We start from the raw sequence: 15,242 nt of genomic DNA, 5'->3' as shown, positions 1-15,242 counted from the left end.
AAGTAAGCGCAATGCGCTGTAAAGGCTGCTAATTTCTGTATATTGCCATGATATTTTAACCACAAAAAACTATAAGATTTTAGCATGGCTGAAGGAGAAAAGTTAATTCCTATCAACATTGAGGATGAGATGAAATCTGCCTACATTGATTATTCAATGTCGGTCATTGTGTCACGTGCCCTGCCAGATGTTCGTGATGGATTGAAACCAGTGCATCGAAGGGTATTATTCGGAATGCACGAACTAGGTGTAAGGTCCACAAGCGCCCACAAGAAGTCTGCCCGTATCGTTGGGGAGGTTTTGGGTAAATATCACCCCCACGGTGATACCTCTGTTTACGATACCATGGTGCGTATGGCCCAAGAGTGGAGCTTGCGTTACATGCTTATAGACGGCCAGGGTAACTTTGGTTCCGTGGATGGCGACAGCCCGGCGGCCATGCGATATACCGAGGCAAGAATGCGGAAGATCGCTGACGAAATGTTGGCGGATATCGATAAGGAAACCGTGGATCATCAACTCAATTTTGATGATACATTGCAGGAACCTACGGTGTTGCCCACGCGTATTCCCAACCTGTTGGTGAATGGCGCTTCGGGAATTGCAGTGGGTATGGCCACCAATATGCCCCCCCATAACCTTTCGGAGGTTGTTGATGGTACCATTGCCTATATCGACAACCACGATATTGAAATAGATGAATTGATCACCCATATCAAGGCACCCGATTTTCCAACCGGTGGTATCATTTATGGCTATGATGGTGTAAAGGAAGCGTTTCATACCGGTCGCGGACGTGTCGTAATGCGCGCCAAGGCCTCTTTTGAGGAGGTACAGGGTAGGGAGTGCATCATTGTTACCGAGATCCCTTATCAGGTGAACAAGGCGGACATGATCAAGAAAACCGCCGATCTCGTCAACGAAAAGAAAATCGAAGGAATTGCATCCATCCGTGATGAATCCGATAGAAAGGGAATGCGTATCGTTTACATTTTAAAACGTGACGCCATCCCGAATATCGTTTTGAATACACTTTATAAGTACACGGCGCTGCAATCTTCTTTTAGTGTCAACAATATTGCCTTGGTCAATGGTCGACCTCAATTGTTGAACCTTAAGGAGATTATCCACTACTTTGTGGAACACCGCCATGAGGTGGTGGTTCGTAGAACTACCTATGAACTGAGGAAGGCCCAAGAGAGGGAACACATCCTTCAAGGTTTGATCATTGCATCGGACAATATTGATGAAGTGATTGCCATTATCCGTGGTTCTTCCAATGTGGACGAAGCTCGTACCAATTTGATGGAACGCTTCAAACTTTCCGAGATTCAGGCCAAGGCCATCGTAGAGATGCGCTTACGTCAATTGACCGGGTTGGAACAAGACAAACTTCGTGAAGAATACGAAGAATTGTTGAAGACCATCGAGGACTTGAAGGACATTCTTGAAAAAAAGGAGCGCAGAATGCAGATCATCAAGGATGAATTGCAGGAAGTAAAGGAAAAATACGGTGATGAAAGACGTTCCGAAATCAACTATGCGGGAGGAGACCTTAGCATTGAGGATATGATTCCGGACGAGCAGGTGGTGATTACCATCTCCCATGCCGGATATATCAAAAGGACGCCATTGTCCGAATACAAGACCCAAAATAGGGGCGGAGTGGGCCAAAAGGCATCCTCTACCCGAAACGAGGATTTCTTGGAGCATTTGTTCGTGGGCACCAACCACCAGTACATGTTGTTCTTCACCCAAAAGGGAAAATGTTTCTGGATGCGGGTGTATGAAATTCCGGAAGGAAGCAGGACTTCCAAAGGAAGGGCCATCCAAAACTTGATCAATATCGAAACGGATGATAAGGTAAAGGCCTTCATCTGTACCCAAGATCTGAAGGATGAAGATTACGTGAACAGCCATTATGTGATCATGGCCACCAAAAAAGGTGTGGTGAAGAAAACCTCATTGGAACAATACTCCAGACCACGCCAAAATGGTATCAATGCCATTACGGTTAGGGATGGTGATGAGCTTTTGGAAGCCAAACTGACCACGGGTACAAGCCAAATTTTCTTGGGACTTAAATCCGGGAAGGCCATTCGTTTTGAAGAAAGTAAAACACGGCCAATGGGCAGGAATGCATCAGGTGTACGAGGCATTACTTTGGCCGATGACAATGATGAGGTCATTGGAATGGTATCGGTCCACAACTTTGAGGATGATATCTTGGTTGTTTCCGAAAACGGGTATGGAAAACGATCTAACCTCGATGATTACCGTATCACCAATAGGGGCGGTAAAGGGGTGAAGACCATTTCCATCACGGATAAAACCGGAGGCTTGGTCGCCATCAAAAATGTTACCGATACCGATGATTTGATGATCATCAACAAATCGGGAATCGCCATCCGTATGAGCGTGGAAGACCTCCGTGTCATGGGTCGGGCCACACAAGGGGTTAGACTCATCAATTTAAAAGGAGGGGATTCCATTGCAGCGGTCGCCAAAGTGATGAAGGAAGACGACCCAATGGACGATACCAACATCTTGGATATTGAGGTCAAAGGAGAAGATGGCACAGCTATTGATGAAAACAATGAAAATAATTAATAATCGATAAACACAAATATTTAAATTTTTGACATGAAGACTAAAGTTATACTACTACTAGCTATAGGGATCTCAGCAATGGGTTTTGCCCAGAAGGATGAGATCAAAGCTGCCGAAAAGGCTATGAAAAGTGGAGATGCGGCAGCTGCACTTGCAGCTCTTGAAAGTGCATCTTCATCCATTGGATCGGCAGATGAAAAACTTCAGGCACAGTACTATGTTGATTTGGGAAATGCAAACTATGATTTGGCCCAAAAAGGGGATGCTTCAAAATTTAAGAATGCCGTTGAAGCCTACAGAAAAGTTATTGCTGTGGAAGAAGCCAGTGGAAAAACAAAGTATACTCCTGTTGCTAGGGAAAAAATGGGTCAAATGACCGCCGATTTGATCAATGCGGCCGTGGAGGACAATAACAATAAGAAATATGCTGAAGCTGCCGAAAAACTATACATGGGTTATAAATTGAGCCCAATGGATACGATTTATCTTTACTACGCTGCGAGCAGTGCCGTTAACGGTCAGGATTATGAGAAAGCCTTGAAGTACTACAATGAGTTAAAGGATTTGAATTATGATGGCAGTTCTGTTAGCTATACTGCCGTTAATATAGAGACCGGCGAAACCGAAACCATGGACAAAACAACTCGAGAGTTATATGTAAAGGCAGGAACACATAAAGATCCAAAGGAAGAAGTTAGTCCTTCCAAAAAGCCAGAAATTGTTAAAAATATTGCGTTGATCAATCAACAACTGGGTGACAATGACAAAGCTTTGGCAGCTTACACCGACGCTCGTACCGAAAACCCAGATGACGTAAACTTGGTTTTGGGAGAAGCCAATCTATATTACACTATGGGTGATAAGGATAAATTCAAGGAATTGATGGCAGAAGCTTCCTCCATGGCGCCTGACAATCCAGACTTGCTTTACAATATTGGGGTAATCAATATGGAGCAGGGTAATTTGGAAGAGGCCAGAGCGGCTTACATCAAAGCTTTGGAAGTTGATCCTGGTTACATCAATGCTCTATTGAACCTTTCTACCACTTATGTAAATGAAGGTAACGGTCTGATTGATGAAATGAATGCTTTGGGCTCATCAAGGGCAGATATCGCTAAATATGATGAGTTAAAAGAGAAAAAGGATGATTTATTCAGGGAAGGTGCAAAAGTGCTGGAAGAAGCCTTGAAATCGAATCCTGGCAACCAAAGTGTGTTGACCCAGTTGAAGAACATCTACGGTGCTTTGGGTGACACGGAAAACTTTATGAGAATCAAGAAGTTGTTGGGTGAGTAACCCGATGCCAAACAATAAAAAAGGCCCTGACATTGTCGGGGCTTTTTTGTTTAGATTATTTTTTTGATCACCCGAAGTTGATGGGTATATAACTTTTCGTCGGTGTTGAAAATTCCGGTATGGTCCAATCGGTCGATACGCACATGCCCGTTTACATGGATAATGTAATTGTCCTTAAGGATAATGCCCACATGATCAATGGTTCCTTCATTGTTGTCAAAAAAGGCCAGATCACCTGGCTCACTTTCCTCAATAAAGGATAAAGGTTCACCCTGTTTGGATTGTTCTTCGGCCGTACGTTTAAGCGCATACCCACCAATTTTATAAACCATTTGGGCAAATCCTGCAGCATCGATTCCAAAAGGTGTTCTTCCTCCGTTTAAATAAGGAGCCTTTACAAATAGAAAAGCGATATCCACCAATCCTTCCCGTTCCATTTTATGGTTTGTGCACAATCCTTCGAACGAATGTTTCAGCAACGAAGAACCATTGATGGACGACCCTAAAAGAATGGGCATTAACAAACCTTCGCTCGTACAAATGTGGGAGATGATATCCGAGGATAAGTCGAGGGCTTCAACATCACAGAGTCCTTGGAAGTCCTCTTCAAGTAGAACAACAATCTGATTATTGGCAACCCATCCTTCAAAACCATCGTATGCAGTACGGATCTTGCTCCATTTCTTTCTCTGCTCCAATATTTTGAAATGCTCTCCATATAGGAGTTGTGAAGACATTTCAGAGCAATCGTCCGGTAACGTTCTGATAGGGACTATGCTCAGAGGACAAATTCCGTACTGCATTTATTGATTCTGTATTGTATACCTAATTTCGTTCCAAAACAATGGCCGACGCTCCACCACCACCATTGCAGATGGCCGCTGCACCTAATTTGGCATTGTTCTGTTCCAAAATATTCAAAAGTGTTATGGTGATTCGGGCACCGGAACAACCTAAGGGGTGTCCAAGCGATACGGCTCCACCGTTTACGTTCACCTTTTCGTTGTCCAATCCCAATGCCTTCATATTGGCCAATCCGACCACGGAAAAGGCTTCGTTGATTTCAAAGAAATCCACATCATCCACAGAAACACCGGCCCGACCAAGAGCTTTGGGCAATGCCTTTGCCGGGGCCATGGTAAACCATTCGGGTTCTCGGGCGGCATCGGCATAACTTTTTATGGTCGCTAGGGGTTTTAATCCCATTTCCTTGGCTTTTTCCTCGCTCATGAGCACAACTGCGGCCGCACCGTCGTTAATGGTGGATGCATTCGCAGCGGTTACGGTGCCTTCTTTGGTAAAAGCAGGTCTAAGAGCAGGAATTTTATCGATATTAACATTCTTGTACTCCTCATCCTCGGTGACCAAAATAGGTTCTCCTCTACGCTGGGGCACTTCAACAGGTACCACTTCGTTGGCAAATTTTCCTGCTTTCCACGCCTCGGCCGATCTTTGGTAAGATTGGATGGCGAAGTTATCTTGATCCTCTCGGCTAAATTCATATTCGGTGGCACATGCATCTGCACACACCCCCATGGCATTTTGGTCGTAGGCGTCTACCAAACCGTCTTTTTGCATGCCATCCACCAAAGTGGTAGGGCCAAACTTGGTTCCACTTCGCATGTAGGCATAATGAGGAATAAGACTCATGTTTTCCATGCCGCCAGCCACTACGATCTCATTTTCGCCCAAGGCAATACTCTGGGCTCCTTGGGTAATGGCTTTCATTCCCGAGGCGCATACCTTGTTTACGGTAGTACAGGGTACCGTGTTGGGTATTCCTGCAAAAATGGCCGCTTGTCTTGCCGGGGCCTGACCCGTACCTGCCTGTACAACATTGCCCATCAAAACTTCATCTACAAGTTCGGGCTTCAAATTGATTTTTTCCAATGCTCCCTTAATGGCCACTGCACCCAATTTTGGTGCTGGTATGGTGGATAGGGCTCCCATAAAACTACCTATTGGTGTTCTGGCAGCCGATACGATTACTACTTTTTTCATATGTGCATTATTGTTCCTGCGAAAATACTAAATTATAATGCAAAGGTCTAGAAGGATGGGTAGCTTAACTTCTTATTTATATTTTCTATTTTTGATGTCAACAGCAGTTTAGCATGGGAAAGACTTTGGATAACGTTTACAAACACCAATCACTTGTCTACAAGTATTTCCTTTATTTTGTTTCGGTGGCCCTTATTGTCTTCTTTTTTCCCAAAGGAGGCAAGTTCAAATACGAATTCCAGAAGGGGAAACCTTGGCAATATGAGAATTTGTATGCCCCCATTGATTTTTCCATTAAAAAATCAAAGGAAGAGGTAGAACAGGAACAAAATGCCCTTCGAACCAATAAAACAGAGTACTACATCTTTGATGCATCCGTCGTTTCCAATGTTAAGGAAGCTGTTGAAAACGGGACCAATACACTTTTATCGGCAAGCGATCTGTCGAACTTGCAGCGGCAGCGATTGATGAACCTGTCCCAAGAAATTGTGGAACAAGTTTATCAGATTGGCATTTTTCAAAACCTTCCCGGTTCAACCTCGGTACTTGTTTTAAGGGACAATGAGGCACAGCCTGTTGCCCCGGTAAACTTTTTGGATATTGCCGCGGCCCAACAAAAGGTTTCCGAGCTTTTAAGACTCACGGGAAACAACAACGCATCCCTGATAGAGGGGTTGATCCAAAGAAACTTGCGTCCCAATTTGGCATTTGATGAAGCCCTCACGGAAAGTGCCCTAAGTGATGAACTTTCCAAAATTTCCTTTACAAGAGGGGAGGTGGCGCAAGGCAAATTGATCATCGCAAAAGGCGAGATTGTGGAGGCAGAGGATTTTAAAGTATTGAGCTCCTTGAAGGATGAATATGAATCCGAATTGTGGAGCGGCAACAACTATTATTTTATCCTTTTGGGGTATACTATTCTGGTAGCGTTGGTTTTGGTCATGCTTTTCCTTTTTCTGAAAAGGTACCGCTACGAGATCTACCGAAACAATAATAAGGTCACTTTTATATTTTTCAATATTTTGTTGATGGTGCTGGCCACCACGTTGATGGTAAAGCACTACGAAGATTATGTGTATGTGGTGCCCTTGTGTATTTTGCCCTTGGTGCTCAAGAATTTCTTCGATGCCCGTTTGGGATTATTTGCCCATGTGTTAACGGTATTGATTCTTGGCTTTGTGGTACCCAATAGTTTTGAATACATCTTTTTACAGATCATAGCCGGTATCGTAACCATTTTAACAGCCTCTGAGCTTTACAAGAGGGCCAATCTCTTCATTTCGGTGGGGCAGATTACCTTGATCTATATCATCGGTTATTTCGCCTTTCATGCCATTCATGAAGGAAGTTTGGAGAACATCGAATGGATTTTGTTCGGGGTTTTTGTGTTAAACGGGTTATTGACCCTTTTCGCCCAACCTTTGATCTATATGTTCGAAAAATTGTTTGGTTTGGTTTCCGATGTTTCCCTTTTGGAGCTTTCCGATACCAATTCCAAATTATTGAAAGAGCTATCAGATAAGGCACCGGGAACCTTTCACCATTCGTTGCAGGTGGCCAATTTGGCCGAGGCCGCTGCCAATGAAGTAGGGGCAAATGCCATGATGGTTAGGGTAGGGGCCCTATACCATGATATCGGTAAAATGGAAAACCCCACTTATTTTACCGAAAACCAAATCACCAGTGTAAATCCGCATGATGATTTGCCCCCGAAGGAAAGTGCCAAAATCATTATCGATCACGTGATCAACGGTATTGAAATTGCACGGAAAAACAATATTCCGGATCGTATCATCGATTTTATCCGAACACACCACGGAACCACCTTGGTCTACTATTTTTTTAAGAAACAGCAGGAAATTGATCCAGAGGTGGACGAAGCCAATTTCAGGTATCCCGGACCCATTCCTTTTTCCAAGGAAACAGCCATTCTTATGATGTCGGATGCCGTAGAGGCTGCCTCCAAAAGTTTGAAGAACCCAACCTTTACCGTTATTGATGAGTTTGTGGAGAAAATAGTGAAGGGACAGATGCAGGCCAACCAGTTTTTGAACGCCAATATTACCCTGAAAGAGATAGAAATGGTGAAGAAAGTACTGAAACAGAAACTCACCAATATCTACCATTTGCGGGTGGAGTACCCTGAATAGGAAGCTGTTCCGAATTAATGTGCCAAAAAAATGGAAAAATAGTTGCGATCTATGATCTGAAAAGGTACATTTGCATCCGCATTTTCAGAATGCACGTTCATAATAAGAAATAGGAGAGGTGCCGGAGTGGTAACGGAGCAGATTGCTAATCTGTCAGCGCGTAAGTGCTGCCTGGGTTCGAGTCCCAGTCTCTCCGCTTTTCCAAAATACAGTTCGGGGTGTAGCGTAGCCCGGTTATCGCGCCTGCTTTGGGAGCAGGAGGCCGCAGGTTCGAATCCTGCCACCCCGACTTTAATTTCTAAAGACCAATAATCATTGATTATTGGTCTTTTTTGTTTTTAGGTCCATTTGATGAACAGCCCCCCAACCCACTTAAATCAAATTAAAAGATAGCAAAACGATGATGACCTTTTCTTGCTTTTTAAGCCAATGCCCTAATTATGCATATAGTCTTCATATATCTTTTAAGGATAGCATTGGACAATTGGATTTTTTGTGCCATCATGGTGGTAATGAAAACAAGGGCAATAGAAATTATGTAGAAGGCTCGTATCTTGGGGCAGTTGAAAATTATGATTAAAGGGAAGTTGGAATGATGCTTTTTAGATCAATAGACCAGCTTTAAAAACACAGAGGATTGCAAATGTTCTTTTTGGGTTCTGTGGTTGTTTTGTTTTTCAAAAGAAGTATGGGAAATCGATCCAAAACCACTTTGATTTTCCAAAGCGTACAAGACTTTCAGAATTTCAGTATAACGACCTTCAAGTTTCATCATATAAGTCACATTCTCAGTGCTTTTATCTTGGAAGAAATGAGGAGACTTAAATTCAATTAATTTAACAGATTGGGTCGTGTTATTTTCGTTCAGGAACTTTAAGAGGTCCGTCTGAAAAGCGGATGAGCTTAGGTTTAACTTCATAAACTGGGCATCCAGATATTTTTCCTTTTGGTTGAGTTTGGCAATTTCCAAGGGGATGTTTTTGGACAGTTCTTGATTTTCCAAATTACCTAAATAATCGGCCCTGAGGGACAGTGTTTTTTTAATGGCCAGGTGATAGCTCAAAAAAAGGAGTGCCACCAAGCCAAGGAGGAGCATTTTATTTTTATTGTCCAGCTTCATGGATTCCAATTTTTAAGGTGAACCTGTCCGAATTTTTTGTATCGAATTCAAGGCTTTGGATCTCAATGGTTTTGATCCAATCCATTTTTTCCAAATCATCCGCCCAACTGGTAAATTCCTCTTTGTTGTTGGTCAATCCGGTGACTATCATGGTATTTTGGACCATCTCAATGGGTTTATCGTCTTGAACGGGTTTCAAAAGGGGTTGATAATCCAATTTATCGAGCAAAATTGAAGCGGGCAAACTGTTGCCGATTTGATCCAAGTAAAAAGTAACCTTTGAGTTTGAACTGTTCATCAGTGCATTCAATTTGGATTCCTTGTTTGCAATCCTATCCTTGGTTAGATTTAAGAGATTGCTTTGATTTTCCAAACTGGCAATGGTATCCATATCCAATGTTTTTGAGCGATAATGTGAGAAGAGAACGAAATTCAACAATAGAAGCACCAATAGGGCACCAAGTCCCAATTGCGATCCCAAGCTGAAAAATCGCCTGTTTTTAAAGCCATGATCCAATGACAAGTTTATGTCCTGAAGATTGGAAGGGACCTGAACATGATTCACTGTGCCCAAAATACTGGAGAACGACAAAAGGCTTGTACGGGATAGGGTCAATCCGTTCATATCAATTGTACCACCCTCCATTTTATCCGAGTTGTTGATTTCCGGTCCCGCGTTCTCATTTTCATCAATATAAAAAGAGGAGCCATGGACCGGGAAATGCAAATAGGGCAGTGTATTTGACAATTCTGAAATTCCAATTGCTATTTTGGAAGGTACAATCCCATTTTGTCTTAACTGTTTTAAAAAAATATCGACTTCGGACTTTTTACTGATGGACACCACTTTAAAATCGGCGGAATCCAAAACCTGGTAATAAAAATTTTCCAAGTCCAAATTTGGAAAGGCCTGGGCAACCCATTGTTCGACATTGGCCGGTGTTCCATTTGAAATTTTCTTTTTCAGCACCTTGGAGGTATTAAGGACCACTGCCAATGCTTTTTTATTATCAACAGAGGCCACGAGATTGTCCAGGTCCGTGAACAATTCCTCGAAGCTAACTGTTAGTTCACCCTTCTTTTTGTAAAGTTTGAGGAATGTGTAGTATTTGGAATTGTCGATTTCAAAGATTTCCAACCCTTGGTATATATTCCCTTCAATGATATGTTGAAACCTGTTCTTCAATTCAGTAGATTACTGTTGGTTTTATCAATATGGTCAATTTTTGTTTGGTGTCCTCGCGTTTGCGTTTGCTGAACAGCCATTTGATCACCGGTATCCTGGCCAACAAGGGGACACCGCTCCCTGAATCGTTTTTGATCTTTTCCTCGAGCCCCCCAAGTATGGCCAAGTCCTGGTTCTGCATGCGTATAATGGAACTAAATTCCCGAGAGGTCAACCCGGGAGGGGCATCTTCCTCTATGCGCTCGCCACTGAAATCGGATTGGATCACATTGATGTTCAGAGTCACCTGACCATCTCCGGAGACCAAGGGTTTAATGCTCACCCCCAACTCGGCATCGATAGGGGCATAGTTCCTGATTTCGGAGGTGGTCGGGATCTGTGATCCGAAAAAGTTCTGGTTGGTGACCACATAATAGGTGGTTTCACCAATGGAGAGATTGGCCCTATGCCCGTTCAAAGTGGAGAGCTTGGGTGTGGATCGGATCTTGATGTTGCCATTTTCCTCCAATGCCTTAATTGTTGCAAAGAACTCAGGGACTACTTTGCCGATGTTGAACGATCCGAAACCATCGAACCCTCCGATGACCTTGTTGACCGATTTGGCCCCCAATGTCAAATCCGTTTGTGGAAATAGGTTTCCTTTGGTCTGTACGGGCTCATCCCCAATCCCCCAACTGATGCCCGTCTCAACAATGGAGGATTTCCGCACCTCAATGATCATGACTTCGATGAGCACAACAGGTACCGGTTTGTCGATTTCCCTGATAAAGCTTTTAAAACGTTCAATGTTGGCCGATGGCCCACTTACAAAAAAGCTGTTGAGCTCAAAATCAACCTTGATGTCCAGATCTGATTTGATCTCATCGGGCAGGATATTTACCAGGGCCTCTGCGGTATCCTGGTAATTTTCAAATCCGTCGCTCCGAGTATTTATGCTCCTTTGTCCAATTGAGTTTTGTTGGCCAGGCAGGCCAACCCCTTGGCCATTGCCATAGTAATTGATACTGCCGGCATTGGTCCTGCCTGCAGAACGGTATCCACCGGAATAGGAGGTGGGGTCGCTCAACAGTTCCACCGATCGGTGCATCATTTGTACGACCTCTATCCTTCTGACACTGAGTTGGTCGGCAGTTCCAAAAAAATAGATGTTGTTCTCTTTCTTATAGGTGAAGTTGGTGTTTATCGCTTGATTGATTTCGTTTGCACCATTGTTCTGCAGGCGTTGGGGACCTCTGCTGTTTTGCGGGTTATCATTCGTTGTTGAAGGAACGACCCCTTGTTGTCCGCTTTCAAAAATATGTGACAATAAGTCGTCAAAGTAGATGTTCTTGGCATTGAAGGTTACCTTGCCTGCCTGTTCCAAAGGTGTGGCCGTGTAGATGTCCAATTGTAGGTCTAGGCCCAAAGATTCAACAATTTGGGAAACAGGGGTATCATTGAAATCAACATTGAGAATTTTGTTGATCGTATCCAGAACTTCATAGTACATACCATTCTGGAAACCTCGCGATGCAATCTTACCGCCATTGTTGTCCATAGTGCTGAACAGGTAAAAGCCATCCCTTGATTTGGAGTGGGCAAGTCCGTTCAGTTCAGCAATTTTTTCCATGGCGGCATCAAAGGGCACTTTATTGAGGTAAATGTTCAATGATTGATTTTTTAAGCTATTGGAGTAAAGTAGATTCTTCCCGGAGAGGTCCATTATTCTCCTGAACACACGATCCAAGGAAATATCGTTGACATCCAATGATATGGTTTCCATAGAAGGGTCCAGTTCCACGTTAAATGGCTTTTCTTCAACTTCGGGCATTGGTGCCTCGAACCTTTTGATGGATAGAATACTGCCTGTAAAATCAATGGTGAGGTTGTATTCCTTGCACAAGAAAATCAACAGATCTGAAACGCTTACATTGGAAAAGTTGTTGACGATATTGATTTTCGAAATATCATTTGAAACACTTAAATTCAAGTTGTGCACTTTGGAGACCGCAATAAGAAAACTGGGCAAAGTAACGTTGGAAACATTGACATCAAGCTTTAAGGTTTCATTATAGGCAGGGTGATCAATGGCCAAAAGTTCCAATTCGTTCTTGATGCGTTGGATCCTGTCACCTTGGATTTGGGATAGGCTCAGTTGTGTAACGAACAATAGTGATATGAGGACGATATTTTTCATGGATGATGTTAGGTACTCAGCAGGGCATACACTTCCTCAATGGAGGTGATGCCTTGTTGGATTAGGCCAATGGCGTTGGATTTCAATGTTGGAATTTGGTGTTCTCTGAAATATCCATCAATTTCCAAAGCGTTGCTCTTAATGGAAGATTCCAGGTCCTTTCCTACGGGCAGAATTTCATAAATGGCCTTCCGGCCTTGGTAACCTGTATGATGGCATTCATGACACCCGACAGCGACATAGTGATGTTCTAACTCTTTCGGCATTCCAAAATTTGCCGGGAAGAGGCTTTTTTCCACCTTATCCTTTTGCTTGCATTGGTTGCAAAGTTTCCGGACCAATCGTTGGGCAACGCTCATGTTCAAGGTGCTTGCGATAAGGAACGGGGGCACCCCCATGTCAATGAGCCTTGATATGGTGGCCCAAGACGAGTTCGTATGGATTGTGGACAGGACCAAATGTCCTGTCAACGCAGCCCTGATGGCCATATTTGCGGTTTTTACGTCCCGAATCTCACCTACCATAATGATATCCGGGTCTTGCCTTAAAAAGGTGCGAAGGGCGCTGGCAAAATCCATACCAATATTTTCTTTCAATTGTACTTGGTTGACCCCCTCCAGGGTATACTCTATGGGATCCTCAATGGTCAAGATATTGGTGGCCCCATCATTCAATTGTTTCAAAGTGGCATAAAGGGTAGTGGTCTTACCGGAACCAGTGGGCCCGGAAATCAAAATGATGCCATTGGGCTTTTTGATGTTCTCCCTGAAGCGTTGCAACTCAATATCGTTAAATCCCAGTGATGCCAAGTCTATGCTCCCAGAATCCCTGTTCAGGATACGCAGCACCAATTTTTCCCCGTAGAGGGTGGGCAGGGATGATACCCTGATATCGAATTCCGTTCCTTGGGACCGCATTGTGATTCGGCCATCTTGGGGCAGACGCTTCTCGGAAATATCCAGATTGGCCCTTATCTTGATCTTGTTCACTATGGTCGGGTAATCCTGCAAGGGAATACTGTAATATTCCAACAGCTTTCCATCCAACCGCAATCGCACCCTACTTTTCTGCTCGTAGGGCTCGAAATGGATATCGCTGCTTCCAACGGCATTGGCCTCGAACAGTATCTTTTCCAAAAAATCATTGGTATAGCCGAGCTGCGAAACATCTTGGTTTGTCCGTTGACGGTAGTTGGTCGTCAGATATTGTTGCAGTTCGTCCTTTACACATGGTTCCAAGGTGACTTCGGTGTCCAAAACGATATTAAGTTCTGCCAGTAGTGCATCCAAGGATTCGCTATCGGTTTTTAGAACCAAGTTGTTCCCAATTTTGGAAACCGGCACTATCCGATAGTGGAATGCCTGATCTGCTGAGATGCATTGTTGTAATTGTGGCGGTATGTGATACCCATTCTTCTTCATCTACATTGCATAAAGTGATGGTGAACCTGGGAACAGGGAAATGGTCAGAACGGCGATTAAGAAAATCCCCATCAATCCCGCAAGTGGGACGGTGTCCGATTTTAGGAACAGTTTCATGGGCAAAAAAGCGAGTAATGCAAAACCAACGGCCCCGACAAACAAATAGATGAAGGTAACTGTTGGGAAGCCAAGGGCCAAGACATAGAAATATAGTAGATCACCCAGACCAAAACTCACGTTCAAAAAGACTTTGTGAAAGACAAAACGGGTAATCAACCAAAGGAGGAACACTACAAAACTAACTGTTATGATGTTGATCAAAATGGAAACACCCAAAGTGGGCCAATCCATGTTTTGGAAATGTAACATGGTCAGTGTGATGGACAATAGGGGAAACAAAACCCATGAGACCTCACGGTCTTTGATGTCTTGGAACGCCAATACGCCACACCCCACCATTGTGAGTATTTGAATAAGTATGATCAATCCTTAATGATTTGTTTTGGATTCCCGTTTTCATCTATTTCCCAAACGTTGAACACCCCGTCCCCATCAAAATCGGTGATGGCCTCGGCACGGGCCTTAAATGAAACATTGTCCGCTGTTAGAATTTCATACCTATAATTTGCGGTCCCATTTTCCTCCACCGTTTTTGGCGGGATAAAATCCAGTTCGTTGATCTCGCCAGTGTACTTGCTATACATGTACCTATAGGTAGTCTGTGAGTTGTACAACGCCTTCAACTGGGTCTGCGCCTCGATACTTTTCGCCTTTGAAATCAGCGGCATCAGGTTGGGAAGGGCAAGGAGCAGTAAAATTCCGATAATTGCCAGCACGATCAGGGTTTCCTGTAGGTTTAAAGCACTGATCTTTTTAGTGATTAATGGTTGTGCCATAAATAGTCAATCATGATTTGGTAGTAGAGATAACTTAAAAATTTTAAGAATATTATATGATTTTGGAATAATTGTAAGAATTTAATGCAAACCTTGTAGTTTATCGAATAAATAAAATAAATGTTAAAAAAATAGTAAAAATACAATATACTTGTTCAGTATTTATATTATACATAATAAGATAAATCTTGTTAAACATTAACCTACAACATTAACTATGCACACAATTTCTATTAGTCCCTTGAATTATTTTGGGCGAGCCCAACGGAGTGGTGTAAGTTTAATTGCTACGATTATCAACAAGCACTACCAGAAGATCGAACCTTCAAGATGTAAATCTTTATCCCCCTCGGGTCGAAAACGCAAAAATGCCTTGGACCATTTCA

General features: G+C 43.2%; 11 protein-coding genes and 2 tRNA genes. 5 read left to right on the top strand and 8 right to left on the bottom strand.

Annotated elements, in window-relative coordinates; translation table 11 throughout:
* The first annotated feature begins 84 nt into the window (after positions 1-84).
* Together gyrA and EO131_RS05845 are read left to right on the top strand one after the other, a co-directional pair.
* Positions 85-2,610 carry a DNA gyrase subunit A gene (gene gyrA, locus EO131_RS05850; protein WP_127019825.1) on the top strand — a complete coding sequence of 842 codons (2,526 nt, stop codon included), beginning with the start codon at positions 85-87 and terminating at the stop codon, positions 2,608-2,610.
* A 33-nt stretch (positions 2,611-2,643) separates the two neighbouring features.
* Positions 2,644-3,906, top strand: a complete 1,263-nt coding sequence (locus EO131_RS05845; RefSeq protein ID WP_127019823.1) for a tetratricopeptide repeat protein — start codon at positions 2,644-2,646, stop codon at positions 3,904-3,906.
* A gap of 50 nt (positions 3,907-3,956) precedes the next feature.
* On the opposite strand, the gene EO131_RS05840 is transcribed toward EO131_RS05845, so the two are convergent.
* Positions 3,957-4,709 carry a C40 family peptidase gene (locus EO131_RS05840; RefSeq protein WP_127019821.1) on the bottom strand — a complete coding sequence of 251 codons (753 nt, stop codon included), beginning with the start codon at positions 4,707-4,709 and terminating at the stop codon, positions 3,957-3,959.
* Positions 4,710-4,731: 22 nt separating this feature from the next.
* The gene (locus tag EO131_RS05835; RefSeq protein ID WP_127019820.1) at positions 4,732-5,907 is read right to left on the bottom strand and encodes an acetyl-CoA C-acyltransferase; all 1,176 of its coding nucleotides are present in this window, start codon (positions 5,905-5,907) and stop codon (positions 4,732-4,734) included.
* A gap of 113 nt (positions 5,908-6,020) precedes the next feature.
* Between EO131_RS05835 and EO131_RS05830 the strand changes: the two genes are divergently transcribed.
* The 3 genes from EO131_RS05830 to EO131_RS05820 all read left to right on the top strand — a co-directional run bounded on the left by EO131_RS05830 (position 6,021) and on the right by EO131_RS05820 (position 8,346).
* Positions 6,021-8,057, top strand: coding sequence for an HD family phosphohydrolase (locus tag EO131_RS05830; RefSeq protein WP_127019819.1), 2,037 nt, complete (start codon positions 6,021-6,023; stop codon positions 8,055-8,057).
* A gap of 112 nt (positions 8,058-8,169) precedes the next feature.
* A tRNA-Ser gene (locus tag EO131_RS05825) sits at positions 8,170-8,253 on the top strand.
* Positions 8,254-8,271: 18 nt separating this feature from the next.
* Positions 8,272-8,346: transfer RNA gene (locus EO131_RS05820), tRNA-Pro, on the top strand.
* 318 nt (positions 8,347-8,664) lie between these two features.
* Here the strand turns inward: EO131_RS05820 and EO131_RS05815 are convergent.
* The 6 genes from EO131_RS05815 to EO131_RS05790 are packed head-to-tail and all read right to left on the bottom strand — an operon-like array spanning position 8,665 to position 14,856.
* Positions 8,665-9,177: a hypothetical protein gene (locus EO131_RS05815; protein ID WP_127019817.1), complete on the bottom strand. Its 513-nt coding sequence runs from the start codon at positions 9,175-9,177 to the stop codon at positions 8,665-8,667.
* The gene (locus EO131_RS05810; RefSeq protein WP_127019815.1) at positions 9,161-10,363 is read right to left on the bottom strand and encodes a hypothetical protein; all 1,203 of its coding nucleotides are present in this window, start codon (positions 10,361-10,363) and stop codon (positions 9,161-9,163) included. The genes EO131_RS05815 and EO131_RS05810 overlap by 17 nt, the downstream gene beginning before the upstream one ends.
* Before the next feature lies 1 nt (position 10,364).
* On the bottom strand, positions 10,365-12,539 hold the full coding sequence (locus EO131_RS05805; protein ID WP_127019813.1) for a type II secretion system protein GspD: 2,175 nt from the start codon (positions 12,537-12,539) through the stop codon (positions 10,365-10,367).
* An 8-nt stretch (positions 12,540-12,547) separates the two neighbouring features.
* On the bottom strand, positions 12,548-13,960 hold the full coding sequence (locus EO131_RS05800) for a GspE/PulE family protein (protein WP_127019811.1): 1,413 nt from the start codon (positions 13,958-13,960) through the stop codon (positions 12,548-12,550).
* Complete coding sequence (locus EO131_RS05795) at positions 13,961-14,446, bottom strand: hypothetical protein (RefSeq protein ID WP_127019809.1); 486 nt, start codon at positions 14,444-14,446, stop codon at positions 13,961-13,963.
* Positions 14,443-14,856, bottom strand: a complete 414-nt coding sequence (locus tag EO131_RS05790) for a general secretion pathway protein GspG (RefSeq protein WP_127019807.1) — start codon at positions 14,854-14,856, stop codon at positions 14,443-14,445. Before EO131_RS05790 ends, EO131_RS05795 begins: the two co-directional genes overlap by 4 nt.
* Between the last annotated feature and the right edge of the window lie 386 nt (positions 14,857-15,242).

The sequence above is a fragment of the Flagellimonas beolgyonensis genome (assembly GCF_003992615.1).
Classification (GTDB): Bacteria; Bacteroidota; Bacteroidia; order Flavobacteriales; family Flavobacteriaceae; genus Flagellimonas; species Flagellimonas beolgyonensis.
The sequence above is the reverse complement of the archived record's forward strand: the minus strand, read 5'-3'. Positions and strand labels throughout refer to the sequence as shown.